Genomic DNA, 25675 nt, shown 5'->3' with positions numbered 1-25675 from the left:
GCGGACACCCCTAGTCGGCGGCCGGCTCCTTCGCCGGCGTACGCGACCGCCCGCGCGGCAGGACCCGTAGGGCGTCGCCCATGTCGGCGACCTCGGTCACCTTCATGCCCGGCGGCACCTTCCCCGGGTCCACCGGCACCAGCGCGTGCGTGAAGCCCAGCCGGAACGCCTCCGCGAGCCGCCGCTGTACGCCCGTGACGCGCCGGACCTCGCCCGCGAGGCCGACCTCTCCGATGGCGACCAGGTTCTTCGGGAGCGGTACGTCGCTGGCCGCCGAGGCCAGTGCCAGCGCGACGGCCAGGTCGGCGGCCGGCTCGGTCAGCTTCACCCCGCCCACGGTCGCGGTGTAGATGTCCCGCTTGCCGAGCGCAGTGATCCGCCCGCGCTGCTCCAGCACCGCCAGCATCATCGAGACGCGCGAGGTCTCCAGCCCGGAGGTGGTGCGGCGCGGCGAGGGGATCTGCGAGTCCACCGTCAGCGCCTGCACCTCCGCGACCAGCGGCCGCTTGCCCTCCAGGGTCACCGTCAGGCAGGTGCCGGGGACGGCCTCGGTGCGGCGGGTCAGGAACAGCCCGCTCGGGTCGGCGAGGCCGGTGATGCCCTCGTCGTGCAGTTCGAAGCAGCCGACCTCGTCCGTGGCGCCGTACCGGTTCTTCACCCCGCGCACGAGGCGCAGCCGCGCGTGCCGGTCGCCCTCGAAGCTCAGGACCACGTCGACGAGGTGCTCCAGCAGGCGGGGACCGGCGATCGCCCCGTCCTTGGTGACGTGGCCGACGAGCAGCGTGGACATCCCGCGCTCCTTGGAGGCCCGGATCAGCGCCCCGGCCACCTCCCGGACCTGCGCCATGCCGCCGGGCGCGCCGTCGATCTCGGGGGAGGCGACGGTCTGTACGGAGTCCATGATCAGCAGGGAGGGCTTCACGGCGTCCAGGTGCCCGAGCACGGCCGACAGGTCGGTCTCGGCGGCGAGGTAGAGGTGGTCGCTGAGCGCGTTGATCCGCTCGGCCCGCAGCCGCACCTGGCTCGCCGACTCCTCTCCGGTGACGTAGAGGGTGCGGTGCTCGTCGGAGGCGGCCTTCGCCGCGACGTCGAGCAGCAGCGTCGACTTGCCCACGCCCGGCTCGCCCGCGAGCAGGACGACCGCCCCGGGGATCAGCCCGCCGCCCAGCACCCGGTCCAGCTCGTCCACGCCGGTGCTGCGCGCGGTCGCGGTCCGGACGTCGACCTGCCCGATCGGCACGGCGGCCGTGGTGACCCGGCCGGCCGCGGTGGTGCGCACGGCGGGGGCGCCGCCGAGCTCCTCGACGGTGCCCCAGGCCTGGCACTCGGGGCACCGGCCGAGCCACTTGGCGGTGGAGTACCCGCACTCGGTACAGCGGTAGGACGGCCGGTCCTTGGCGGATGAACGAGATGTACGGGCAGCCATGCGGCCCACCGTAGCCGCCGCCACCGACAGCCCTTCCCCATCGGTCTCCGAGGAGGCCCCGAGGAGGTCCCGGGGCCGGCTCGCGGAGGTCCCCGGGCCGTCCCCGGCGTGTACGCCGCGGCGTGCACCGTCAGGGGTCCCGTCAGCGCAACGCCGATCTGTTCACCCGTAAGGACTAAAACCGGTGAAGGCTTCCGGAGCGCCACCGGCGCGCCGCCTACGGTCACCGAGTGACCAGCAGCAACCAGGGACGCCCCGCACCGCGCACCGGCGCACACCGGGCGCACGGGCGCACGCCCCCCGAGGGGACCAGGGTGGAGCAGCCGCCACCGTTCCGGTACGAGCCCTACCTGGACGGGCTGTTCACGTACTGCCTCTCGGTCCTGTGCGACCACGACACCGCCACCGACGTGCTCGGCGACGTCCTCGCCGTAGCCGACCGCCATCCCGGCCGCTGCCCCGACGAGGGGGACCGGCGGGCCTGGCTGTACGCCCTCGCGCGCTGGGCCTGCCTGCGCAGGCTCGCCGAGCGGCGGCGTACGCGCTACGGGTACGGGGGAGCGCATTCCGCCCGGCGTGCACCGGAGCACACGGACGCCGGCCGTGCGCCGGATCCCGCGACGGCGAGCGCCGACGCGAACGCGGCGGCGAACCTGTCGGCGCACGTGTCGCAGGCCGGACGCCCGGGCGGTCCGGGCGGAGTCGGCGGGCCCGGTGTGCCCGGCGGCCCCGGCGGCCTTCGTGATATCACCGGCCACGGCAGCCCCTCAGGCCCCGCAGGCCACGGCGGTCACGGCGCTCTCGACGTGTACGCCTACCGCCGCACCGAGCTCGCCCGTCTCGCCTGGCCGGAGGCCGCCGGAACCACCCCCGAGCAGCGCGAGGCACTCGAACTCGCCGTCCGCCACCGCCTCGGCGTCCCCGAACTCGCCGCCGTCCTCGGCACGCCCCCGGCCGCCGCCCGCGAGCTGCTGTCCGGCGCCGCCTGCGAGGTGGAGCGCACCCGGGCCGCCCTCGCCGTCGTGGAGACGGGCAACTGTCCGACCGTGTCCCGGCTCACCGGCGACGACGGGGAGGGCGGGGGAGACGGGAACCTCCTCCTCTCCTCCTCCCTGCGCGCCGAACTCGTCCGCCACGTCGACGACTGCCCGCGCTGCCGCCGCGTCGCCGAACGCGTGGGCGCCGGCGGCCCCTGGCCCGGCTCGGGCGGCATCAACACCGCCGCACTGCCGCTGGTCCCGGCCCCGCGCACCGCCGTGCACGCCGCGATGCTCCGCTCCGGCGGCCGTCGCGGCGCCGGGACCGGCCCGCGCTTCGACCGCACCGGCTTCCCGATGGACCCCAAGGACCGTGCGGCCCGCCGCGACCGGCTGCGTGCCCGCGCCGTGACCACCACGGTCGTCGCCACCGTCGTCGCGGCCCCGGTGCTGGCGCTGTGGGCCGCGTACCGGGGCGCCCCGAGCACCGGGGAACCCGTCGGCAACGGCTCCACGCGCATCTCGGCGAGCGATGCGGAGCTCCCGCAGGCCCGTACGGACGGCCGCCCGCTGACGGCCTACGAGAACGCGGGCAACGCCGCCGTCACCACCGACGACTCCGGCTTCGCTCCGTCCGCAGCCGCCCCCGACGTATCCGTCGAGGTCATCAGCAGCGGCGCGCCGAGCTCCGCACCGGGCGCCCCGGGCCGGCTGACCGCGGCCGCCTCCACGCACGGATCGACCACCCTGCTGACCCTCACCGCGTCGGGCGGCGCCCCGGTCGACTGGCGGCTGTGGTCCGACGCCCCGTGGCTGCGCGCCAGTACGACCTCGGGCCGGCTGGCGCCAGGAGAATCGGTCACCCTGCGGATCACCGTGGACTCCGAAGCCCAGCCCGTAGGGGCCTGGAGCGCACGGGTCGGGGTGGACCCGGGCGGCGCGGTGATCTCCATCCGGGGCCGTGGCCGCCCGGCACCCACCCCGCACGACCCGGAACCCACGCCGACGCCCACCCCGTCCGAGACGCGGCCGACACCCACTCCGACTCCGACGCCGACCCCCACCCCGGAGCCCACCCCCACCCCCACCCCGACCCCGACGCCGACCCCGAGCCCCTCGGACGGAGCCACGCCGGGGCCGACTCCGACCCCGGAGCCGGCCCCGTAGCCCTGGCCGCCCTGCGGGGTACGGCCTGCGGCCTACTTCTGCTTCGGCTCGGGATCGGCCGGGTGCGGGGCCATCGGCAGCAGCGAGGAGAGCCGCGCCTCGCAGAGCCGTACGAGCTCCTCGTACCCCTCCTTGCCCATCAGCTCCGTCAGCTCGGCGCGGTACGACACGTACACCGGCTTGCCGGCGCCGTGCGCCGACGTGGCCGAGGTGCACCACCAGTGCAGGTCGTGGCCGCCCGGACCCCAGCCGCGCCGGTCGTACTCGCCGATCGACACCTGGAGGACGCGGGTGTCGTCGGGCCGGTCGATCCACTCGTAGGTCCGCCGGATGGGGAGCTGCCAGCACACGTCCGGCTTGGTCTCCAGCGGCTCCTGGCCGCCGCGCACGGCCAGGATGTGCAGGGAACAGCCGGCTCCCGCCGGGAAACCGGGCCGGTTCAGGAAGATGCAGGCACCGTCCCAGCGGCGGGTCTGCTTCTCCCCGTCGTCGTCGTGCTGCGTCCACCCGGTCTCGCTGCCGACGTCGTGGAACTGCCACAGCTCCGGCGTCAGCCGCGCCACGTTCTCGGCGACCCGCTTCTCGTCGTCCTCGTCGGAGAAGTGCGCGCCGAGCGTGCAGCAGCCGTCGTCCGCGCGGCCCGCCTGAATGCCCTGGCAGCCGCTGCCGAAGATGCAGGTCCAGCGGGAAGTGAGCCAGGTCAGGTCACAGCGGAAGACCTGCTCCTCGTCGGCGGGGTCGGGGAACTCCACCCAGGCCCGCGGAAAGTCGAGCCCCTTCTCGTCCGCCTCGGCGGCGGCCCCGGCACCCTTGGCGGCCTTGCCGACCTTGGTCTTGGACTTGTTGGCCTTCTTCGTATTTGGCACAAACCCCAGCCTAAGCGCCCCTTACTCCACCCCTACGCCTTTGGACCAGTAGCGTTTCCCCTCATGAGACTCGGTGTCCTCGATGTGGGTTCGAACACGATCCATCTGCTGGTGGTGGACGCGCACCCCGGTGCGCGCCCGCTGCCCGCGCACTCGCACAAGGTGGAACTGCGGCTGGCGGAGCTGCTCGACGAACACGGCGCGGTGACGCCGGACGGCGTCGAGCGGCTGGTTTCCGTCATCGGGGACGCGGTGCAGGCCGCCGAGGACAAGGGGTGCGAGGACGTACTCCCCTTCGCGACGAGCGCGGTACGGGAAGCCACGAACGCCGACGAGGTCCTGGCCCGGGTCAAGGCGGAGACGGGCGTGGACCTCCCCGTCCTCAGCGGCGACGACGAGGCCCGGCTGACGTTCCTCGCGGCGCGGCGGTGGTTCGGCTGGTCGGCGGGCAAGCTGCTGCTCCTCGACATCGGCGGGGGCTCGCTGGAGATCGCGTACGGGATCGACGAGGACCCCGACGCGGCCGTCTCGCTCCCCCTGGGCGCGGGCCGCCTGACGGCGGGCTGGCTCCCGGGCGACCCGCCGGACCAGGCGGACATCCGCGCCCTGCGCCGCCACGTTCGGGCCCAGATCGCCCGGACGGTCGGCGAGTTCAGCCGCTTCGGGGCGCCGGACCGGGTGGTGGCCACCTCGAAGACCTTCAAGCAACTCGCCAGGATCGCGGGCGCGGCGCGCTCCGGGGACGGCCTCTACATCCAGCGGGACCTGACCCGGAAGTCCCTGGAGGAATGGGTCCCGAGACTGGCGGCGATGACCACCGCCCAGCGCTCTGCCCTCCCGGGCGTTTCCGAGGGGCGGTCCAACCAGCTGCTGGCCGGGGCGCTGGTCGCGGAGGGAGCGATGGATCTCCTCGGGGTCGACTCCCTGGAAATCTGCCCCTGGGCCCTCCGGGAAGGCGTCATCCTCCGGCGCCTGGACCACCTGGGAAGGTCCACCCCGGTAGGCGCGTGAGCCACGCGCGGCGCCGGTGCGCCTCAATCGCCGGCGGGGCCGGGTTGTGGTGGCGCGGGGCGGGCTGCTTCGGGTGGGCCGGTGCCGGGGCCGGGGGCCCTGCCCGGCAAGGCTGCGCAGGGACCCCGAAACCCGCGGGCCCGGCCAGGGCAAGGGCCGCGTAGGTTTTCGTGGCCCCGCCCACCGCGGTGACCCCGATACCCTGTCCCCGTGGCAGAACCAGTCCGGATCCCGACCGCGAAAGTCGCCCTCTCCACCGCCTCCGTCTACCCGGAGTCAACGGCGACCGCCTTCGAGATCGCCGCGCGCCTCGGCTACGACGGCGTCGAGGTCATGGTCTGGACGGACCCGGTCAGCCAGGACGTCGACGCCCTGCGCCGCCTCTCCGACCACCACCAGGTCCCGATCCTGGCGATCCACGCCCCCTGCCTCCTCATCACGCAGCGCGTCTGGTCCACCGACCCCTGGACCAAACTCCAGCGCGCCCAGGCGGCAGCCGAGAAGCTCGGTGCGAGCACGGTCGTCGTGCACCCGCCGTTCCGCTGGCAGCGCCAGTACTCCCGCGACTTCGTGACCGGCATCTGGCGGATGGCGGACGAGACCGACGTCCGCTTCGCCGTCGAGAACATGTACCCCTGGCGCTACCGCGACCGCGAGATGCTCGCCTACGCGCCCGAGTGGGACGTCACCAAGGACGACTACCGCCACTTCACGGTCGACCTCTCGCACACCGCGACCGCCCGTACCGACGCCACCGCGATGATCGACCGGATGGGCGACCGCCTCGCCCACATCCACCTCGCCGACGGAAACGGTTCCGCGAAGGACGAGCACCTCGTCCCCGGCCGCGGCACCCAGCCCTGCGCCGAACTGCTGGAGCGGCTCGCCGCCACCTCCTTCGACGGGCACGTCGTCATCGAGGTCAACACCCGCCGCGCGATGTCCTCCGCCGAGCGCGAGGCCGACCTCGCCGAGGCCCTGGCCTTCACCCGCCTCCACCTCGCGACCGCCCCCGGCCCGGCCCCCAGGACCCCGCACCCATGACCGAGCCCCAGCCGGACCCCGCCCAGCCGGACCCCGCCCCGGCGAAGCCCGCCCCGGCGAAGCCCGCCCCGGCGAAGCCCGCCCCGGCGAAGCCCGCCCCCGCGAAGCCCCGTCGCGGCCCCGGCCGCCCCCGCCAGGACGAGGCCGACGACGGCCCCGGCACCCAGGAGCGCATCCGCCTCGCGGCCCGCGCCGAGTTCGCCGCGCGCGGCTACGACAAGACCTCCGTCCGCGGGATCGCCAAGGCCGCCGGCGTGGACCCGGCCCTGGTGCACCACTACTTCGGCAGCAAGGACGAGCTCTTCGCCACCGCGATCGAGCTCAGCATGGAGCCCGCCCTCGTCCTGCCCGCGATCATCGGCGCGGGCCCCGACGGCATCGGCGAGCGCCTGGCCCGCTACTTCCTCGGTGTCTGGGAGAACCCGGTCACCCGGACCCCGATGCTCGCGGTGATCCGCTCGGCCCTCACCCACGAGGCCGCCGCGAAGGTGCTCCGCCGGCTGATCCTGCACCGGCTGCTGGAGCGGATCGCGGCCGACCTCAACGTCCCCGACCCGACCTTCCGCGCCGAGCTCGCCGCCTCCCACATGGTCGGCATCGCGATCCTGCGCTACGTCGTCCAGGTCGAGCCCCTCGCATCGGCGGACCCGGAGACCATCGTCGAGCTGGTGGCCCCCACCCTCCAGCGCTACCTCACCGAGGAATGACGGCACCCGCGCACGCAGCCCCGTAGGCTCCGCACCGTGCCCAATTGCTGAGCCGCCCGTCCCGGGATCCGGACAGCGCGTCCGGATCCCGGGCAGGGGGCGTAGCCTCATAACCGAGCCATATCCACAGTCGCGGCAGGCGCTCGCGTCACCGCACACATGGGGAGAGATCCGATGCCCGAGCTGAGGTCCCGCACCGTCACCCACGGCCGCAACATGGCAGGCGCACGTGCCCTGATGCGCGCCTCGGGCGTAGCGAGCGCGGACATCGGGAAGCCGATCATCGCGGTCGCCAACTCCTTCACCGAGTTCGTTCCCGGCCACACCCACCTGGCCCCGGTCGGCCGCATCGTCTCCGACGCGATCCTGGCCGCCGGCGCCGTCCCCCGCGAGTTCAACACCATCGCGGTCGACGACGGCATCGCCATGGGCCACGGCGGCATGCTGTACAGCCTGCCCTCCCGCGACCTGATCGCGGACTCGGTCGAGTACATGGTGGAGGCGCACTGCGCCGACGCGCTGATCTGCATCTCCAACTGCGACAAGATCACCCCCGGCATGCTGATGGCCGCCATGCGCCTCAACATCCCGGTCGTCTTCGTCTCCGGCGGCCCGATGGAGGCCGGCCAGGCCACCCTCGTCGACGGCACCGTCCGCAAGCTCGACCTGATCGACGCGATGGTGGACGCCTCCAACGACAGCGTCTCCGACGAAGACGTCCTGCGCATCGAAGAGAACGCCTGTCCCACCTGCGGCAGCTGTTCCGGCATGTTCACCGCCAACTCGATGAACTGCCTCGCCGAGGCGATCGGCCTGGCCCTCCCCGGCAACGGCTCGGTCCTCGCGACGCACACCGCCCGCCGCGCCCTGTACGAGGACGCCGGCCGCACGATCGTCGAGATCACCAAGCGCTACTACGAGCAGGACGACGAGTCGGTCCTGCCCCGCAACATCGCGACCCGTCAGGCCTTCGAGAACGCCATGGCCCTCGACATCGCCATGGGCGGCTCCACGAACACGATCCTGCACCTCCTCGCCGCCGCGCAGGAAGCCGGTCTGAAGTACGACCTCACGGACATCGACGAGATCTCCCGCCGGGTCCCGTGCCTGGCCAAGGTCGCGCCGAACGTGGCGCCCGGCGGCACGTACTACATGGAGGACATCCACCGGGCCGGCGGCATCCCCGCCCTCCTCGGCGAACTGCACCGCGGCGGACTCCTCAACAAGGACGTCACCACGGTCCACTCCGCCAACCTGGAGGAGTGGCTCGCGAAGTGGGACGCCCGCTCCGGCACGGCTCCCGAAGAGGTCATGGAGCTGTGGCACGCGGGCCCCGGCTGCCAGCGCTCCGCCTCCGCCTTCTCCCAGTCCGAGCGCTGGGACACCCTCGACCTCGACGCCGAGGGCGGCTGCATCCGCTCCGTCCAGCACGCGTACTCCAAGGACGGCGGCCTCGCCGTCCTGCGCGGCAACATCGCGCTCGACGGCTGCGTCGTGAAGACCGCCGGCGTCGACGAGTCGATCTGGACCTTCGAGGGCCCGGCCGTGGTCTGCGAATCGCAGGACGAGGCCGTCGACAAGATCCTCCGCAAGGAGATCAAGGCCGGCGACGTGGTCGTCATCCGCTACGAGGGCCCGCGCGGCGGTCCCGGCATGCAGGAGATGCTCTACCCGACGTCCTTCCTCAAGGGCCGCGGCCTCGGCAAGCTCTGCGCCCTGGTCACGGACGGCCGGTTCTCCGGCGGCACCTCGGGCCTCTCCATCGGCCACGCCTCCCCGGAGGCGGCCGCAGGCGGCTCCATCGCGGTCGTGGAGGACGGCGACCGCATCCGCATCGACATCCCGAACCGTTCCATCGAGCTCCTGGTCGACGAGGCCACGCTGGCCGCCCGCCACGAGGCCCTGGGCGGCGTCTACGCCCCGAAGAACCGCGAGCGCAAGGTCTCCGCGGCCCTGCGCGCCTACGCGGCGATGGCCACCAGCGCCGACAAGGGCGCGGTCCGCGACGTCAGCCTCCTGGAGCGCTGACCCCGGCACCCGGCTCAACGGCCCCGCCCGACACCTGTCGGGCGGGGCCGTCCGCGTTCCCGCGCCCTACGGACCGACCCCGCCCGGCGTCACCACCCCGCGGGATCCCCCGCCGCCACGCCGAACAGGCTCCCGTCCGGCGCCGACGCGTACACCCGCCCGTCCCCGACGACGGGAGCGGGCAGGCTCGCCGCGAAGGTGTCCTTCCCGGAGCCGATCCGGGGCTTGGTCTGCCCCAGCAACTTCCCCGCACTCGCGTCGACGGCGAGGAGCCGGCCGTCCGAAGCGCTCAGGTAGACCTTCCCGTCGGCGAACACCGGCCGGGAGGCCCGGGAGGCGCCCGTCTCCAGTCGCCACTCCTCCTTGGCCGTGCCGATCGCCGCCAGTGCGCCCGTGGCCCCGAACGCGTACACGACCCCGTCCGGCCCCACCGTCGCCTGGGCCTCGTACAGCGGAGAGGCCAGCCGCACACGCCGTACGGCATGGGTGGCCAGGTCCACCCGTACGACCGCCTCCGTCCTGGTCCGTACGTCGCTGTCCAGCAGGTACATTCCGCCGTCCGCCGTTCCCACGGGACGGAGCAGCCCCGCGGACCGGATCTGCCAGCGGGGCGCCCCGCTCGCCGGGTCCACCGCTGAGAGCTGCGTCGCCCTGCCGTTCTCGTCGGGCGTCGACACGTACAGCGCGGCAGGCTCCCCCGACTCCTCGCGGCCGCTCCACCACACGGAACCGACCCTGCCGATCTTCTTCGTCCACCGCGGGGTGCCGGTCGCGGGATCCAGCGCGGTGACGGTTCCGTCCGCCGCCGTGATCAGCACGTGGCCGCCCGTGGACAGGGCGAGAGCGCCACTGGGCAGGGTCCGCTTCCAGCGCTCCGCGCCCGTCGCGGGATCCAGTGCCCGGAGCAGTTCGCCTCCGCTTCCCGGTGCCACCGCGAGGACCAGCCCGCCCCCGTGGAGCGGCGCACCGTCGGCCGCGGGCCGGGAGCCCGGTGCGGCCGCCGGTACGGACCACACCGTCGACCCGTCCCCGGGGCTGAGCCGCATCGCGGCCGACTCGGGCCCCGTGCAGTACAGGGCCGATGCTTGCCAGGAGCAGGCAGCGGAGTATGCGCCCAGCGGCACCGACCACGGCAGGACCCGCTGCGGCGCCGGTACCGCCGGGGCGGCGGCCCGCTTCGGAGGCTTGTCGCCCGGCGCGGACCACAGATGGCCGCCCGCGGCCCCGCCCGCCAGCAGCAGCCCGACCACCGCCGCGACGGCCACCCGGGTCCGCCGTCTGCGGCCCGGCGCGGACCGGCCCGGGGCGGACCCGGCCGGCGCGGACCGGGCCGGGGTGGCGATCCGCTCCCGCCGGTGCGTGGGCTCCTCGTCGGGCACCGGTTGCCGCGGCTGCGGGATGAAGGCCTGCGTGTCCAGATCGGTCGGGTACGCCACCGCCCGCAGCGCCACGATCAGCGCGTCCGCACTCGGCCGCTCCGCCGGATCCTTGGCCAGGCACTGCGCGACCAGCGGCGCCAGCCGCTCGGGCAGCCCGGTGAGGTCCGGCTCGCTGTGCACCACCTGGTACGCCACGAGGTAATGGCTGTCGGAGTCGAACGGCCCCCGCCCGGTCGCCGCGTACACGAGCACCGCCCCCAGGGCGAACACATCGGCCGCGGTCCCGACCTCGCGCGGCCGCTGGAACTGCTCCGGCGCCATGAACGGCGGGGTCCCGATCAGCTTCCCCGTCTCGGTGCGCAGATCACTGTCGGCGGGCCGCGAGATCCCGAAGTCGATGACCCGCACCCCGTCCGGGGCCATCAGCACGTTGCTGGGCTTCAGATCCCGGTGGACGACCCCCGCCCGGTGGATGTCCCGCAGGGCCTCGGCCAGCCCGGCGGCGAGCCGCGTCAGCTCCTTGGGTTCCAGTACGCGCTCCCGTACCCGCTCGGAGAGCGTCGGGGAGTCGATGAACAGCGTGGCCATCCACGGCCGTTCGGCATCGGGGTCCGCATCCACGACAGGCGCGGTGAACGCTCCGCTCACCCGCCGCGCGGCCGCGACCTCCTGCCGGAAACGGGCCCGGAACTCCGGGTCCACGGCGTGCTGCGGATGCACGATCTTGACGGCGAGTTTCAGCCCCGACTCGGAGGTGGCCAGGTGGACGACGCCCATGCCGCCGGAACCGAGCACGGACTCGAGCCGGTACTGCCCGGCGTACTCCGGAAAACCCGCGTAGTCCGCCCGCACTGAACGCACCGCTCACCACCCCCGCCGGAGCCTAGTCGATGGCCCGTGCGAATCTCCAAGGTCTTGCTACCCTGCGCGGGTTGCGCACAGCAGCATCCAAAAGGGGGGAGTTTTCACATGTCCGTTGAGAGCGATTCAAGCCAAATCGAGAGCCTGGCCGCGGGGTCGGGATTCCCGACGTTCCCGGTCGCGCCCGGGTATCGCGTGAACGTCCGCAGAGGTCCCGGCACCAATTACGGAATCGTCCGGGTCCTGCCGCTCGGCGCCTACGTCTCGATTCACTGCCAGACCGAGGGCACGAACGTCTCGGGCCCGTACGGCACCTCGAACATCTGGGACTGCATCGGCAACGGCGAGTTCGTCGCCGACGCCTACGTGAAGACCGGCAGCGACGGCTACGTCGCCACCCACTGCGCCTGAGGTCCATCCGGTCCATCCCACGGCCCGCCCCGTGAGACACCCCGGGCCGACGCCGCCCGGCGGGGGATAATCGCTGGTGTGAGCGACGACCAGCGAGACCAGACCCCCGCCGAGCCGGCCGCCGAGGCCCAGCCGCAGCCCGCCGTGTCCGTCGGCCCCGAGCCCGAGCCGATCCGGTTCTTCGGCACCACCTGGGTGAACCACGACGGCGGCTACGGCGCGCGCCGCGTCGGCGCGGCCGCCGGTGCGCTGGTCCTCGCCGTCATCAGCGCCTTCCTGCTGCGCTTCTCCTACGAGGGCCTGGAGATCGGCAACGTCGGCGCCTTCCTCAGCATCTCGGTCGTCGTCCTCTTCGCGATCGCCAGCTCCATCGCCTTCGTCAAGACCTGGGAATCCTTCAGCCGCCGGCAGCCTCCGTCCTCCGACGAGACCGCCCTCAAGGGCCTGAAGGCGATCGGTTTCATCGGCAGCCTCATCGCGTACTTCCTGCGCTGCTTCGTCGAGGCCCCCGGCGAGAAGCTGCGCCGCACCGAGTACGAGCGCGCCTCGGCGGAGTTCACCCGCCGGCGCAGCTCCCGTACCGGCAACCCGGCAGCCCGCCGCCCCAAGCGCAAGAAGTAGCCCCGCAAGAAGTAGCCCCGGCACCGCCCCCAGCCTTGCGCCGGGGCATCGCCAGGAGCATTATTCATCACATGATGAATAACCAAGCGGCCGCCGCCGTCCACGCCGACGGCCTCACCGTCCGCCGCGGCACCGGCCGCAACCCCCGCACCGTCCTCGACGGCCTCTCCTTCGACGTCCCCCGCGGCCGCATCACCGGCCTCCTCGGCCCCTCCGGCTGCGGAAAGTCCACCCTGATGCGCGCCGTGGTCGGCACCCAGGCCCACGTCACCGGCACCCTCGACGTCCTCGGCCGCCCCGCCGGCCACCCCGGACTCCGCTCCCGCATCGGCTACGTCACCCAGGCGCCCTCCGTCTACGACGACCTCACCGTCCGGCAGAACCTCGACTACTTCGCCGCGATCCTCGACCCCGGCCGGGCCTCCGCCGAGCGCCGCCGCGCGACCGTCACCCGGGCCATCGCCGACGTCGACCTCACCACCCACACCACCGCCCTCGCCGGAAACCTCTCCGGCGGCCAGCGCAGCAGGGTCTCCCTCGCGGTCGCCCTCCTCGGCAGCCCCGAGCTCCTCGTCCTCGACGAGCCGACCGTCGGCCTCGACCCGGTCCTGCGCCGCGACCTGTGGAACCTCTTCCACGACCTCGCCGCCACCCGAGGCGCCACCCTCCTCGTCTCCTCCCACGTCATGGACGAAGCCGAGCGCTGCCACGACCTCCTCCTCATGCGCGAGGGCCGCCTCCTCGCGCAGGACACCCCCGAGGCGCTGCGCACCCGCACCCGAACCGACACCGTCGAAGAGGGCTTCCTCCACCTCGTCGACGCCGCGAACGCCGAAGCCGACGCCACCACCGCAGCCCCCCACGGGAGCACCCGATGAGCACCGCCCGCACCGTCGCCACCGCCGCCCGCGTCCTGCGCCAGCTCCGCCACGACCCGCGCTCCATCGCGCTGATGCTGCTGGTCCCCGTCCTGATGCTGGTCCTGCTCCGCTACGTCTTCGACGGCAGCCCGCGGACCTTCGACGGCATCGGCGCCTCCCTCCTCGGGATCTTCCCCCTCATCACGATGTTCCTGATCACCTCCATCGCGACCCTGCGCGAGCGCACCTCCGGCACCCTCGAACGCCTCCTCGCCATGCCGCTCGGCAAGGGCGACCTCATCGCCGGCTACGCCCTCGCCTTCGGCGCCATGGCGGTCGTCCAGTCCCTGCTCGCCACCGGCGTCGCCCTCTGGGTCCTCGGCCTCGACGTCGTCGGCTCCCCGTGGCTGCTGCTGCTCGTCGCCCTCCTCGACGCCCTGCTCGGCACCGCACTCGGCCTCTTCGTCTCCGCCTTCGCGGCGTCCGAGTTCCAGGCCGTCCAGTTCATGCCGGCGGTGATCTTCCCCCAGCTCCTGCTGTGCGGCCTCTTCGCCGCCCGCGACACCATGCAGCCCGTCCTGGAAGCGATCTCGAACGTCCTGCCCATGTCCTACGCCGTCGACGGCATGAACCAGGTGCTCACCCACACCGACATGACCGCCGACTTCGTCCGCGACGCCGGCATCGTCGCCGGATGCGCCCTCCTGGTCCTCGCCCTCGGCGCCGCGACCCTCCGCCGCCGCACGCCCTGACCGGGACGCCCTGACCGCAGTCCGGACACGACACCGCCGCTCCCCGCCCGGGTGCAAGGATGGCCACGCAGACGACGTACACGCAGACGACGTATACGCACCAACAGTTCGGCGAGGTGAATCGGGCATGACCCAGACAGTCGCAGTCCTCGGTACCGGCAAGATCGGCGAGGCCCTGCTCAGCGGGATGATCCGCGGCGGCTGGCCCGCCTCCAAGCTCCTCGTCACCGCCCGCCGCCCGGAACGCGCCGAGGAGCTCCGCACCCGCTACGGCGTCGAGGCCGTCACCAACGCCGAGGCCGCCAAGCGCGCCGACACGCTGATCCTCACCGTGAAGCCGCAGGACATGGGCAAGCTGCTCGAAGAGCTCGCCCCGCACGTGCCCGCCGACCGCCTGGTCATCAGCGGCGCGGCCGGCATCCCGACCTCCTTCTTCGAGGAGCGCCTCGCCCAGGGCACCCCCGTCGTCCGCGTCATGACGAACACCCCGGCCCTCGTCGACGAAGCCATGTCCGTCATCTCGGCCGGCAGCCACGCCACCGCCGCGCACCTCGCGCACACCGAGGAGATCTTCGGCGGCGTCGGCAAGACCCTGCGCGTCCCGGAATCCCAGCAGGACGCGGCCACCGCCCTTTCCGGCTCCGGCCCCGCCTACTTCTACTACCTCGTCGAGGCCATGACCGACGCCGGCATCCTCCTCGGACTGCCCCGCGCCCAGGCCCACGACCTCATCGTCCAGGCCGCCGTCGGCGCCGCCGTCATGCTCCGCGACAGCGGCGAACACCCGGTCAAGCTCCGCGAAGCCGTCACCTCCCCGGCCGGCACCACCATCAACGCGATCGTGGAGCTGGAGAAGCACGGCGTACGAGCGGCCCTGATCGCCGCCCTCGAAGCGGCCCGCGACCGCAGCCGCGAACTCGCCTCCGGCAACAGCTGACACCCGCCGGCCGTTACGGGGCTGCGCGCGCAGCCCCGTAACGACGACGACCGGCCCCTCTCCCCTCAGGGCTCCAGCAGCCCGATGGCCCGGTACGCCTCGTCGACGACGGGCCGCGCGATCGCCCGCGCCCGCCCGGCCCCCGCACGCAGCACCGCCTCCACCGTCCCCGGATCGGCCGCCAGCTCCGCGTGCCGTACGCGGACCGGGCGCAGCAGCTCCACGACGGCGTCGGCCACGTCCCGCTTGAGCGCCCCGTACCCGGTGTACCCGTCGGCGAGCGCGGTCGGCTCACCCCCGGTGCAGGCCGCGAGGATGTCCAGCAGGTTCGAGACCCCGGGGCGCGCGGCCGGGTCGTAGACGACCCCGCCGTCCCCGCTGTCGGTGACGGCCCGCATCACCTTCTTCCGCACCGCCTCGGGCTCGTCGAGGATGAACACCACCCCGGGCCCCGTGTCCCCCGACTTCCCCATCTTCGAGGTCGGGTCCTGCAGGTCCATGACCCGCGCCGCCACCACCGGATGCGTGGCCTTGGGCACGGTGAAGGTGTACCCGTACCGCTGGTTGAACCGCACCGCCAGATCCCGGGTCAGCTCGACGTGCTGCCGCTGGTCCTCCCCGACGGGCACCTCCCCGGTCCGGTACGCCAGGATGTCGGCGGCCATCAGCACGGGATAGGTGAGCAGCGACAGCCGCACCCCTTCCCCCGAGGCCTGAGCCTTCGCCGCCTTCTCCTTGTACTGCACCATCCGCCGCAGCTCCCCGTCCGAAGCCGTGCACTCCAGCAGGTACGAGAGCCGGGCGTGCTCGTCCACGTGGCTCTGCACGAACAGGGTGCACTTCTCGGGAGTCAGCCCGGCGGCGAGCAACAGCGTCGCCGCCTGCCGACTGAGGCGGCGCACCCGGGCCGGATCGTGCTCGACGGTCAGGGCGTGCAGATCGACCACGCAGAACAGCGCCTCGTCGGGCTTCTGCTCGGCTGCGACCCACTGCCGTACGGCCCCCAGGTAGTTCCCCAGCGTCAGATGCCCCGTCGGCTTGACCCCGCTGAAGATCCTCGTCATGTCCCTGCTCCCTGCTCGTGTCGGTGTGGGCGTCGAGGCCACCGCGTAGGGCGGCCGAGCCACTCCCGGGAGGGGAGAAACAGAAACGGCCGCCGAGATCGGCGGCCGTCGAGCGCGTGCGTGCTCGCGTGGATGGTCGGCCGCCGTCAGGCGGCCCACCAGCGAAGGTCGAGCGTGAGCGCACGCGTAGTCATGGGGGAGAGGCTAGACCCTGAGGGGTGAGGACGGCGTCAGGTTTGCGCGCTCGGTGGGGCGGGTCAGCCTGGGGTTGACACACCTGTGCCGGATCCGTAAGGTTCTTCGAGTTGTCCGAAGTGAGCGCCGACCCCGGTCGGTCCCCGGACAGCCATCCCGCACTACACATTCGAACGAACGACTCACTTTGTCGTCTCGTTTTCATGCGTATTTGCGAATGAGGAATCCGCGTCCACGGACGCAGCCGCCGATTAGGTTCGGGGGCAAGGAATCCGCTACTGTCTCACTCGTCGCAAGGGCCCAACAGTCCGAACGACAAACCCCGTTGACTGGGAGTCAGGCCCGAAAGGATCTGATAGAGTCGAACTCGCCGGAAAGGGAAACGCGAAAGCGAAGAACTGGAAGGCGGAAAACAAGCGAGACAGACTCTGATAGAGTCTGAAACGCAAGAACAGAACAGAACGAAAGCCCGGAGGAAAGCCCGAGAGGGTGAGTACAAAGGAAGCGTCCGTTCCTTGAGAACTCAACAGCGTGCCAAAAATCAACGCCAAAAAGTTGATACCCCGTCCATTTCGGTGGATGAGGTTCCTTTGAAAAAGACCTGTGAGGTCGCAGCTTCGGCTGTGGTGCTTGCAGGCAATTACACAGCGAGGACGCAGTGGACGGTCGGTCTTATTCCGACATGACTGTCCCGCTCTAAGTGCGCGTGCACCCGATTACGGGTAAACATTCATGGAGAGTTTGATCCTGGCTCAGGACGAACGCTGGCGGCGTGCTTAACACATGCAAGTCGAACGATGAAGCCCTTCGGGGTGGATTAGTGGCGAACGGGTGAGTAACACGTGGGCAATCTGCCCTTCACTCTGGGACAAGCCCTGGAAACGGGGTCTAATACCGGATAACACTCCTGCCTGCATGGGCGGGGGTTAAAAGCTCCGGCGGTGAAGGATGAGCCCGCGGCCTATCAGCTTGTTGGTGGGGTAATGGCCCACCAAGGCGACGACGGGTAGCCGGCCTGAGAGGGCGACCGGCCACACTGGGACTGAGACACGGCCCAGACTCCTACGGGAGGCAGCAGTGGGGAATATTGCACAATGGGCGAAAGCCTGATGCAGCGACGCCGCGTGAGGGATGACGGCCTTCGGGTTGTAAACCTCTTTCAGCAGGGAAGAAGCGAAAGTGACGGTACCTGCAGAAGAAGCGCCGGCTAACTACGTGCCAGCAGCCGCGGTAATACGTAGGGCGCAAGCGTTGTCCGGAATTATTGGGCGTAAAGAGCTCGTAGGCGGCTTGTCACGTCGGATGTGAAAGCCCGAGGCTTAACCTCGGGTCTGCATTCGATACGGGCTAGCTAGAGTGTGGTAGGGGAGATCGGAATTCCTGGTGTAGCGGTGAAATGCGCAGATATCAGGAGGAACACCGGTGGCGAAGGCGGATCTCTGGGCCATTACTGACGCTGAGGAGCGAAAGCGTGGGGAGCGAACAGGATTAGATACCCTGGTAGTCCACGCCGTAAACGTTGGGAACTAGGTGTTGGCGACATTCCACGTCGTCGGTGCCGCAGCTAACGCATTAAGTTCCCCGCCTGGGGAGTACGGCCGCAAGGCTAAAACTCAAAGGAATTGACGGGGGCCCGCACAAGCAGCGGAGCATGTGGCTTAATTCGACGCAACGCGAAGAACCTTACCAAGGCTTGACATATACCGGAAAGCATTAGAGATAGTGCCCCCCTTGTGGTCGGTATACAGGTGGTGCATGGCTGTCGTCAGCTCGTGTCGTGAGATGTTGGGTTAAGTCCCGCAACGAGCGCAACCCTTGTCCTGTGTTGCCAGCATGCCCTTCGGGGTGATGGGGACTCACAGGAGACCGCCGGGGTCAACTCGGAGGAAGGTGGGGACGACGTCAAGTCATCATGCCCCTTATGTCTTGGGCTGCACACGTGCTACAATGGCCGGTACAATGAGCTGCGATACCGTGAGGTGGAGCGAATCTCAAAAAGCCGGTCTCAGTTCGGATTGGGGTCTGCAACTCGACCCCATGAAGTCGGAGTTGCTAGTAATCGCAGATCAGCATTGCTGCGGTGAATACGTTCCCGGGCCTTGTACACACCGCCCGTCACGTCACGAAAGTCGGTAACACCCGAAGCCGGTGGCCCAACCCGTAAGGGAGGGAGCTGTCGAAGGTGGGACTGGCGATTGGGACGAAGTCGTAACAAGGTAGCCGTACCGGAAGGTGCGGCTGGATCACCTCCTTTCTAAGGAGCACAGTACCGATTGCAGACAAACGTTCTGCACGGTCAGCTCAGGGTGGAACGTTGATTAGTTGGCACGGTTTCCTGGATGGATCACAAGTACTGCTTCGGCGTGGAAAGTGACTCACTGACGGGGGATCGTGCTTGGCACGTTGTTGGGTATCTGAGGGTACGGCCGTAAGGCTTTATCTTCGCGATGCCGGCCCCAGTGAACTTCGTCTTCGGATGAGGGTGATGGGTGACTGGTCGTTGCTTGAGAACTACACAGTGGACGCGAGCATCTGTAGGCCAAGTTTTTAAGGGCGCACGGTGGATGCCTTGGCACCAGGAACCGATGAAGGACGTGAGAGGCCGCGATAGGCCCCGGGGAGCTGCCAACTGAGCTTTGATCCGGGGGTGTCCGAATGGGGAAACCCGGCAGTCGTCATGGGCTGTCACCCACTGCTGAACACATAGGCAGTGTGGAGGGAACGCGGGGAAGTGAAACATCTCAGTACCCGCAGGAAGAGAAAACAACCGTGATTCCGGGAGTAGTGGCGAGCGAAACCGGATGAGGCCAAACCGTATGCGTGTGATACCCGGCAGGGGTTGCGCATGCGGGGTTGTGGGAATTCTTTTGATCGGTCTGCCGGCCGGTCGGCGAGTCAGAAACCGTTGATGTAGTCGAAGGACATGCGAAAGGTCCGGCGTAGAGGGTAAGACCCCCGTAGACGAAACATCAGCGGCTTGCTTAAGAATCTCCCAAGTAGCACGGGGCCCGAGAAATCCCGTGTGAATCTGGCGGGACCACCCGCTAAGCCTAAATATTCCCTGGTGACCGATAGCGGATAGTACCGTGAGGGAATGGTGAAAAGTACCGCGGGAGCGGAGTGAAATAGTACCTGAAACCGTGTGCCTACAAGCCGTGGGAGCGTCGCTGTATGTGCTTGCACATACAGTCGTGACTGCGTGCCTTTTGAAGAATGAGCCTGCGAGTTAGCGGTGTGTAGCGAGGTTAACCCGTGTGGGGAAGCCGTAGCGAAAGCGAGTCCGAATAGGGCGATTGAGTTGCACGCTCTAGACCCGAAGCGGAGTGATCTAGCCATGGGCAGGTTGAAGCGGAGGTAAGACTTCGTGGAGGACCGAACCCACCAGGGTTGAAAACCTGGGGGATGACCTGTGGTTAGGGGTGAAAGGCCAATCAAACTCCGTGATAGCTGGTTCTCCCCGAAATGCATTTAGGTGCAGCGTCACGTGTTTCTTGCCGGAGGTAGAGCACTGGATAGGCGATGGGCCCTACCGGGTTACTGACCTTAGCCAAACTCCGAATGCCGGTAAGTGAGAGCGTGGCAGTGAGACTGTGGGGGATAAGCTCCATGGTCGAGAGGGAAACAGCCCAGAGCATCGACTAAGGCCCCTAAGCGTACGCTAAGTGGGAAAGGATGTGGAGTCGCAGAGACAACCAGGAGGTTGGCTTAGAAGCAGCCACCCTTGAAAGAGTGCGTAATAGCTCACTGGTCAAGTGATTCCGCGCCGACAATGTAGCGGGGCTCAAGCGTACCGCCGAAGTCGTGTCATTGCAGCAATAGGGCCAACGCCTGCTGTGATGGGTAGGGGAGCGTCGTGTGCCGGGTGAAGCAGCAGCGGAAGCTAGTTGTGGACGGTTCACGAGTGAGAATGCAGGCATGAGTAGCGATACACACGTGAGAAACGTGTGCGCCGATTGACTAAGGGTTCCTGGGTCAAGCTGATCTGCCCAGGGTAAGTCGGGACCTAAGGCGAGGCCGACAGGCGTAGTCGATGGACAACCGGTTGATATTCCGGTACCCGCTTTGAAACGCCCAATATCGAATCAGGCGATGCTAAGCCCGTGAAGCCGTTCCGGACCCTTCGGGGAAAGGAAAGTGGTGGAGCCGGCGAACCAGACTTGTAGTAGGTAAGCGATGGGGTGACGCAGGAAGGTAGTCCAGCCCGGGCGGTGGTAGTCCCGGGGTAAGGGTGTAGGCCGAGGGGTAGGCAAATCCGTCCCTCATATAAGGCTGAGACCTGATGCCGAGCCGATTGTGGTGAAGTGGATGATCCTATGCTGTCGAGAAAAGCCTCTAGCGAGTTTCATGGCGGCCCGTACCCTAAACCGACTCAGGTGGTCAGGTAGAGAATACCGAGGCGTTCGGGTGAACTATGGTTAAGGAACTCGGCAAAATGCCCCCGTAACTTCGGGAGAAGGGGGGCCAGTCCTGGTGATCGGATTTACTCCGTGAGCTGGGGGTGGCCGCAGAGACCAGCGAGAAGCGACTGTTTACTAAAAACACAGGTCCGTGCGAAGCCGTAAGGCGATGTATACGGACTGACGCCTGCCCGGTGCTGGAACGTTAAGGGGACCGGTTAGTCACATTTCGGTGTGGCGAAGCTGAGAACTTAAGCGCCAGTAAACGGCGGTGGTAACTATAACCATCCTAAGGTAGCGAAATTCCTTGTCGGGTAAGTTCCGACCTGCACGAATGGCGTAACGACTTCTCGACTGTCTCAACCATAGGCCCGGTGAAATTGCACTACGAGTAAAGATGCTCGTTTCGCGCAGCAGGACGGAAAGACCCCGGGACCTTTACTATAGTTTGATATTGGTGTTCGGTTCGGCTTGTGTAGGATAGGTGGGAGACTTTGAAGCGGCCACGCCAGTGGTTGTGGAGTCGTCGTTGAAATACCACTCTGGTCGTGCTGGATGTCTAACCTCGGTCCGTGATCCGGATCAGGGACAGTGTCTGATGGGTAGTTTAACTGGGGCGGTTGCCTCCCAAAAAGTAACGGAGGCGCCCAAAGGTTCCCTCAGCCTGGTTGGCAATCAGGTGTTGAGTGTAAGTGCACAAGGGAGCTTGACTGTGAGACCGACGGGTCGAGCAGGGACGAAAGTCGGGACTAGTGATCCGGCGGTGGCTTGTGGAAGCGCCGTCGCTCAACGGATAAAAGGTACCCCGGGGATAACAGGCTGATCTTCCCCAAGAGTCCATATCGACGGGATGGTTTGGCACCTCGATGTCGGCTCGTCGCATCCTGGGGCTGGAGTCGGTCCCAAGGGTTGGGCTGTTCGCCCATTAAAGCGGTACGCGAGCTGGGTTTAGAACGTCGTGAGACAGTTCGGTCCCTATCCGCTGTGCGCGTAGGAATATTGAGAAGGGCTGTCCCTAGTACGAGAGGACCGGGACGGACGAACCTCTGGTGTGCCAGTTGTCCTGCCAAGGGCATGGCTGGTTGGCTACGTTCGGGAGGGATAACCGCTGAAAGCATCTAAGCGGGAAGCCTGCTTCAAGATGAGTATTCCCACCTCCTTGAGAGGGTAAGGCTCCCAGTAGACGACTGGGTTGATAGGCCAGATGTGGAAGCCCGGTAACGGGTGGAGCTGACTGGTACTAATAGGCCGAGGGCTTGTCCTCAGTTGCTCGCGTCCACTGTGTTAGTTCTGAAGTAACGAACTGTGTTCATATCCGGTTGGTTAACTTCATAGTGTTTCGGTGGTCATAGCGTTAGGGAAACGCCCGGTTTACATTCCGAACCCGGAAGCTAAGCCTTTCAGCGCCGATGGTACTGCAGGGGGGACCCTGTGGGAGAGTAGGACGCCGCCGAACAATCATTGTGGGAAAGCCCCGCACCAGCCCTTACGGGTTCGGTGCGGGGCTTTTCTGCGTTTACGGGCCGAAGGGCCGGACGGGGGGTGGGCCGGCCCGTTCCGCCAACTGGAGGATCCCAGGATCTTTGGATGTCCTGCGGATGCCCGGCATGGGGTCCGGATGGATTGGCACTGACGGCTCGTAGGGTTGTCGCATGGGCTACGACCTCGTCATCTTCGACAACGACGGCGTGCTGGTGGACAGTGAGCCGCTCGCCAACAGCATCCTCGCCGGGTACTTGACCGAGCTGGGCCACCCGACCTCGTACGAGGAGTCGCTCCGCGACTACATGGGGGCCGCGGTCCACCGGGTCCACGACCTGGTGCGGGAGCGGACCGGGCAGGCGCTGCCGGCCGACTTCGACAGCACGCTGCACGCCCGTACCTTCGCCGCCTTCGAACGGGAGCTCAAGCCCGTGCCCGGGGTCGAGGGGGTGCTGGCGGCTCTGGTCGAGAGCGGGACCGCGTACTGCCTCGCGTCCTCCGGGAGCCACGAGCGGATCCGGGTCGGACACCGGGCGGCCGGCCTCGACGAGTGGTTCGAGGAGGAGTGGATCTTCAGCTCGGAGGACGTCGGGCAGGGCAAGCCGGCCCCCGATCTGTTCCTGCACGCCGCGGACCAGATGGGTGTGGCACCCGGTCGGTGCGTGGTCGTCGAGGACAGCCCGCTGGGCGTCCAGGCCGCGGTGGCTGCGGGGATGGACGTGCTCGGTTACACCGGGATGATGCCCGCGGACCGGCTGCCCGGTGCCACTGGATACTTCGGCGACATGAACCAGCTGGCCGGCCTGCTGGGGCTGGCGGAGGGCGCAGGCTCCGGATACACCGGCTACGGCGGCGGGTTCTCGCACTGACCCAATCGATATGTGATCGCTCTACCCACCGGTAGCACCGGCGCCTACGCTGAGCCGCCATGACAGCAGACGTGCGGCTGCGCCGCGGGCGCGGGGCGTTGGGGTTCAGTTTCTTCGTGCAGGGCGTGGCCTTCGCGCTGCTCGTGACGAGGATCCCCGCCATTCAGGACCGGTACGGGATATCCGACGCACTGCTGCCCGTCTTCCTGGCCGCCGTCCCGATCCTCGCCGGTGTGTCCAGCGTGGTCACCGAGCACCTGGTGAAGCGGGTCGCGCCCAGCACCGTACTGCGGTGGGCGCAGCCGCTCGTGCTGCTGGCACTGCTGGGGGTCGGCGCCGGCAGCGAGATGTGGCACGTGGCCCTGGCGCTCGGGGCGTTCGGGCTGTTCGTGGGGGCGCTCGACGCCTCCATGAACATGCTCGGGGTGAGCCTGCAGGGCGCGTACGGGCGCAGCATCATGCTCGGCTTCCACGCTTCGTACAGCCTCGGCGGGATCCTGGGCGCCTCGGCCGCGTGGGCGGGGGCGCACTGGCACCTCTCGCTCTTCACCTCCTATCTGCCCGCCGTGGTGGTCCTGCTGCCGCTCGCGCTCCTCGCCAGCCGGTTCTACGTGGACCAGGACGGCAAGGCCGCCGGCTCCGAGGCCGCCAAGGGGCTCGGGCCGGGCGGGTTCAAGCTGTTGCTGCCGCTGTGCCTGGTGATGGCGTGCGCGTACATCGGTGACTCGACGGTCTCGAACTGGAGCGCCAAGTACCTCCAGGACGTCCTGGGCAGCTCCGAGCAGCTCGCCACCGTTCCGTACAACGTCTACATGGTGACCACCCTGCTCGGGCGGGCCGTCGGGGACCTCGGTGTGCGGCGCTTCGGGGCCGTGGCCGTCGTACGGATCGGGACGGTCGTCGCGGCGGGCGGGTTCGCCGTGGTCGCGGCGGCGCCCGGGGCGTGGGTGGGGATGCTCGGCTTCACCCTGCTGGGGTTCGGGCTGTGCGTGATCGTGCCGCAGACCTTCGCCGCGGCGGGTCGGCTGTTCCCGGGATCTTCCGACACCGCGATCGCGCGGCTGAACATCTTCAACTACGTCGGATTCCTGATCGGGGCGCCGCTCGTGGGCGGGATCGGGGACGCCTGGAGCTACCGGGGGGCGATGCTCGTGCCGATGGTGCTGGTCCTCGTCACTCTTTTCTATGCCCGCTCGTTCGGTACGGAGCCCGCCCGATACGGTGTCCGGCATGAGCGGCGAACCGGTGACCGGGCTGTTGATGTGGGACGAGGCGGTCACGAAGTATGACTTCGGGCCGGGCCATCCGATGGACCCGGTGCGCCTGGAGCTGACCATGGGCCTGGTACGGGCCTTCGGGCTCGACCGGGAGCTGGAGGTACGGGCGGGCCGGCCGGCCGGTGACTCGACCCTGCGGCTGGTGCACCGCGAGGACTACGTGGCGGCCGTACGCGAGGTGTCCGGCGACCCCGGGGTCGCCGACGGTTCGTACGGGCTGGGGACGGCGGACGATCCGGCGTTCCACGGGATGCACGAGGCGTCCGCGCTGATCGCCGGGCAGTCGGTCGCGGCGGCCGAGGCGATCTGGCGCGGGGAGGCCCAGCACGCCGTGAACTTCGCCGGCGGGCTGCACCACGCGATGCCGGGCGGGGCGGCGGGTTTCTGCGTCTACAACGACGCGGCCCTGGCGATCGCGCGGCTGCTGGAGCTGGGGGCCGAGCGGGTCGCCTATGTGGATGTGGACGTGCACCACGGGGACGGGGTCCAGGCGGCGTTCTGGGACGACCCCCGGGTGCTGACGATCTCGATGCACGAGCATCCGCGGACGCTGTTCCCGCAGACGGGCTGGCCGGAGGAGACGGGCGGGCCGGCGGCGGAGGGGTCGGCGGTGAACATCGCGCTGCCCGCCGGGACCGGGGACGAGGGATGGCTGCGGGCCTTCCACGCGGTGGTGCCGGAGCTGCTGGAGGACTTCGCGCCGCAGGTGCTGGTGACGCAGCACGGGGCGGATACGCATGTGGAGGACCCGCTGGCGCATCTGGCGGTGTCGTTGGATGCGCAGCGGGCCGTGATGGAGGCCTGTCACGAGCTGGCGCACGCGTGGGTGGAGGGCGGCCGGTGGCTGGCGCTCGGGGGTGGCGGGTACGCCGTGGTGGATGTCGTGCCGCGGTCCTGGACGCACCTGGTGGCGATCGCCGGGCATCGGCCGATCGGTCCCGAGACGGCTGTTCCGGCTTCTTGGCGGGATGCGGTGTATGCGCGGACGCGGGCGGTGGCGCCTGGGCGGATGACGGATGGGCGGGTGCCCGAGTGGCGTGACTGGGATGCCGGGTACGACCCTGCCGACCGGATCGACCAGGCCGTACTGGCCACCCGGCGGGCGGTGTTCCCCCTGCGGGGGTTGCTGGCCTGAGCCCTGCGGGGCTGTCCCCTACCCGCCCTTCCACCGTTCCCCGGGGCTGCGCCCCGGACCCCCTGGGGCTCCGCCCCAGACCCCGGTCCTCAAACGCCGGACGGCTGAAAGCGCGCCGGTGGGGCTGGGAACGGCTGTACTGGTTGGGCCAACGGGTGGGGGAATGGCCGGAACTGGTGAGGGGTCAGGGTGGGTACGGGAGCATCGGG

17 protein-coding genes and 3 rRNA genes are annotated in these 25675 nt (G+C 69.3%); 16 read left to right on the top strand and 4 right to left on the bottom strand.

All coding sequences use genetic code 11. The features are described 5' to 3' along the window. Nucleotides 1-10 precede the first annotated feature (10 nt). Nucleotides 11-1426 carry a DNA repair protein RadA gene (radA, locus tag ACE1OC_RS18020; RefSeq protein ID WP_407837857.1) on the bottom strand — a complete coding sequence of 472 codons (1416 nt, stop codon included), beginning with the start codon at nucleotides 1424-1426 and terminating at the stop codon, nucleotides 11-13. 230 nt (nucleotides 1427-1656) lie between these two features. Between radA and ACE1OC_RS18015 the strand changes: the two genes are divergently transcribed. Then, entirely contained in the window at nucleotides 1657-3570 is a 1914-nt protein-coding gene (locus tag ACE1OC_RS18015) for a BACON domain-containing protein (RefSeq protein ID WP_407837856.1), read from the top strand. A gap of 32 nt (nucleotides 3571-3602) precedes the next feature. Here the strand turns inward: ACE1OC_RS18015 and ACE1OC_RS18010 are convergent, their stop codons facing one another. Further along, a complete protein-coding gene (locus tag ACE1OC_RS18010) occupies nucleotides 3603-4436 on the bottom strand; it encodes a hypothetical protein (protein WP_407837855.1) in 834 nt (277 codons plus the stop codon). A gap of 63 nt (nucleotides 4437-4499) precedes the next feature. Between ACE1OC_RS18010 and ACE1OC_RS18005 the strand changes: the two genes are divergently transcribed. The 4 genes from ACE1OC_RS18005 (at nucleotide 4500) to ilvD (ending at nucleotide 9226) form a co-directional block, all read left to right on the top strand. After that, complete coding sequence (locus tag ACE1OC_RS18005; RefSeq protein WP_407837854.1) at nucleotides 4500-5447, top strand: Ppx/GppA family phosphatase; 948 nt, start codon at nucleotides 4500-4502, stop codon at nucleotides 5445-5447. A gap of 210 nt (nucleotides 5448-5657) precedes the next feature. Beyond that, nucleotides 5658-6491: a sugar phosphate isomerase/epimerase family protein gene (locus tag ACE1OC_RS18000; protein ID WP_266956155.1), complete on the top strand. Its 834-nt coding sequence runs from the start codon at nucleotides 5658-5660 to the stop codon at nucleotides 6489-6491. Beyond that, on the top strand, nucleotides 6488-7198 hold the full coding sequence (locus ACE1OC_RS17995) for a TetR family transcriptional regulator (RefSeq protein WP_407837853.1): 711 nt from the start codon (nucleotides 6488-6490) through the stop codon (nucleotides 7196-7198). Before ACE1OC_RS18000 ends, ACE1OC_RS17995 begins: the two co-directional genes overlap by 4 nt. Nucleotides 7199-7372: 174 nt before the next feature. After that, nucleotides 7373-9226, top strand: coding sequence for a dihydroxy-acid dehydratase (gene ilvD, locus ACE1OC_RS17990; RefSeq protein ID WP_351383185.1), 1854 nt, complete (start codon nucleotides 7373-7375; stop codon nucleotides 9224-9226). 89 nt (nucleotides 9227-9315) lie between these two features. Here ilvD and ACE1OC_RS17985 read toward each other — a convergent pair whose 3' ends face one another. Beyond that, nucleotides 9316-11466 (bottom strand): serine/threonine-protein kinase, encoded by a 2151-nt coding sequence (locus ACE1OC_RS17985; RefSeq protein WP_407837852.1) that lies wholly within the window; start codon nucleotides 11464-11466, stop codon nucleotides 9316-9318. Between the two features lie 108 nt (nucleotides 11467-11574). Here ACE1OC_RS17985 and ACE1OC_RS17980 point away from each other — a divergent pair, with 108 nt between their 5' ends. The 5 genes from ACE1OC_RS17980 (at nucleotide 11575) to proC (ending at nucleotide 15047) form a co-directional block, all read left to right on the top strand. Next, the gene (locus ACE1OC_RS17980) at nucleotides 11575-11877 is read left to right on the top strand and encodes a peptidase (RefSeq protein WP_407837851.1); all 303 of its coding nucleotides are present in this window, start codon (nucleotides 11575-11577) and stop codon (nucleotides 11875-11877) included. A 78-nt stretch (nucleotides 11878-11955) separates the two neighbouring features. Next, nucleotides 11956-12498, top strand: a complete 543-nt coding sequence (locus ACE1OC_RS17975; RefSeq protein ID WP_407837850.1) for a hypothetical protein — start codon at nucleotides 11956-11958, stop codon at nucleotides 12496-12498. Between the two features lie 71 nt (nucleotides 12499-12569). Beyond that, nucleotides 12570-13376 carry an ABC transporter ATP-binding protein gene (locus ACE1OC_RS17970; RefSeq protein ID WP_407837849.1) on the top strand — a complete coding sequence of 269 codons (807 nt, stop codon included), beginning with the start codon at nucleotides 12570-12572 and terminating at the stop codon, nucleotides 13374-13376. Beyond that, complete coding sequence (locus tag ACE1OC_RS17965) at nucleotides 13373-14110, top strand: ABC transporter permease (RefSeq protein WP_407837848.1); 738 nt, start codon at nucleotides 13373-13375, stop codon at nucleotides 14108-14110. The genes ACE1OC_RS17970 and ACE1OC_RS17965 overlap by 4 nt, the downstream gene beginning before the upstream one ends. A 127-nt stretch (nucleotides 14111-14237) precedes the next feature. After that, entirely contained in the window at nucleotides 14238-15047 is an 810-nt protein-coding gene (proC, locus tag ACE1OC_RS17960; protein ID WP_266956141.1) for a pyrroline-5-carboxylate reductase, read from the top strand. A 65-nt stretch (nucleotides 15048-15112) separates the two neighbouring features. On the opposite strand, the gene trpS is transcribed toward proC, so the two are convergent. Continuing rightward, on the bottom strand, nucleotides 15113-16111 hold the full coding sequence (gene trpS / locus ACE1OC_RS17955) for a tryptophan--tRNA ligase (protein WP_407837847.1): 999 nt from the start codon (nucleotides 16109-16111) through the stop codon (nucleotides 15113-15115). Between the two features lie 924 nt (nucleotides 16112-17035). On the opposite strand from trpS, the gene ACE1OC_RS17950 reads away from it, so the two are divergent. The 6 genes from ACE1OC_RS17950 (at nucleotide 17036) to ACE1OC_RS17925 (ending at nucleotide 25466) form a co-directional block, all read left to right on the top strand. After that, a 16S ribosomal RNA gene (locus ACE1OC_RS17950) occupies nucleotides 17036-18560 on the top strand. 283 nt (nucleotides 18561-18843) lie between these two features. Next, nucleotides 18844-21967, top strand: a 23S ribosomal RNA gene (locus ACE1OC_RS17945). Between the two features lie 74 nt (nucleotides 21968-22041). Continuing rightward, nucleotides 22042-22159 (top strand): 5S ribosomal RNA (rrf, locus tag ACE1OC_RS17940). The 16S, 23S and 5S rRNA genes sit together here, the layout of an rRNA operon. A gap of 196 nt (nucleotides 22160-22355) precedes the next feature. Beyond that, nucleotides 22356-23054, top strand: coding sequence for an HAD family hydrolase (locus ACE1OC_RS17935; RefSeq protein WP_407837846.1), 699 nt, complete (start codon nucleotides 22356-22358; stop codon nucleotides 23052-23054). A 59-nt stretch (nucleotides 23055-23113) separates the two neighbouring features. After that, a complete protein-coding gene (locus ACE1OC_RS17930; RefSeq protein WP_407837845.1) occupies nucleotides 23114-24343 on the top strand; it encodes an MFS transporter in 1230 nt (409 codons plus the stop codon). Further along, nucleotides 24315-25466 (top strand): acetoin utilization protein AcuC, encoded by a 1152-nt coding sequence (locus ACE1OC_RS17925; protein ID WP_407841595.1) that lies wholly within the window; start codon nucleotides 24315-24317, stop codon nucleotides 25464-25466. Before ACE1OC_RS17930 ends, ACE1OC_RS17925 begins: the two co-directional genes overlap by 29 nt. Nucleotides 25467-25675 lie beyond the last annotated feature (209 nt).

The sequence above is a fragment of the Streptomyces stoeckheimensis genome, assembly GCF_045822005.1.
Taxonomy (GTDB): domain Bacteria; phylum Actinomycetota; class Actinomycetes; order Streptomycetales; family Streptomycetaceae; genus Streptomyces; species Streptomyces stoeckheimensis.
This window is presented reverse-complemented; position numbering and strand designations above follow the sequence as displayed.

Bases quoted from the DNA above. Each gene is read 5' to 3' on its own strand.
- trpS (WP_407837847.1), bottom strand. From the start codon at position 16,111: ATGACGAGGATCTTCAGCGGGGTCAAGCCGACGGGGCATCTGACGCTG.
- ACE1OC_RS17965 (WP_407837848.1), top strand. From the start codon at position 13,373: ATGAGCACCGCCCGCACCGTCGCCACCGCCGCCCGCGTCCTGCGCCAG.
- ACE1OC_RS17935 (WP_407837846.1), top strand. From the start codon at position 22,356: ATGGGCTACGACCTCGTCATCTTCGACAACGACGGCGTGCTGGTGGAC.
- ACE1OC_RS17980 (WP_407837851.1), top strand. From the start codon at position 11,575: ATGTCCGTTGAGAGCGATTCAAGCCAAATCGAGAGCCTGGCCGCGGGG.
- ACE1OC_RS17970 (WP_407837849.1), top strand. From the start codon at position 12,570: ATGATGAATAACCAAGCGGCCGCCGCCGTCCACGCCGACGGCCTCACC.
- ACE1OC_RS17995 (WP_407837853.1), top strand. From the start codon at position 6,488: ATGACCGAGCCCCAGCCGGACCCCGCCCAGCCGGACCCCGCCCCGGCG.
- ACE1OC_RS17925 (WP_407841595.1), top strand. From the start codon at position 24,315: ATGTGGGACGAGGCGGTCACGAAGTATGACTTCGGGCCGGGCCATCCG.
- ACE1OC_RS17930 (WP_407837845.1), top strand. From the start codon at position 23,114: ATGACAGCAGACGTGCGGCTGCGCCGCGGGCGCGGGGCGTTGGGGTTC.
- proC (WP_266956141.1), top strand. From the start codon at position 14,238: ATGACCCAGACAGTCGCAGTCCTCGGTACCGGCAAGATCGGCGAGGCC.
- ACE1OC_RS18005 (WP_407837854.1), top strand. From the start codon at position 4,500: ATGAGACTCGGTGTCCTCGATGTGGGTTCGAACACGATCCATCTGCTG.
- ilvD (WP_351383185.1), top strand. From the start codon at position 7,373: ATGCCCGAGCTGAGGTCCCGCACCGTCACCCACGGCCGCAACATGGCA.
- radA (WP_407837857.1), bottom strand. From the start codon at position 1,426: ATGGCTGCCCGTACATCTCGTTCATCCGCCAAGGACCGGCCGTCCTAC.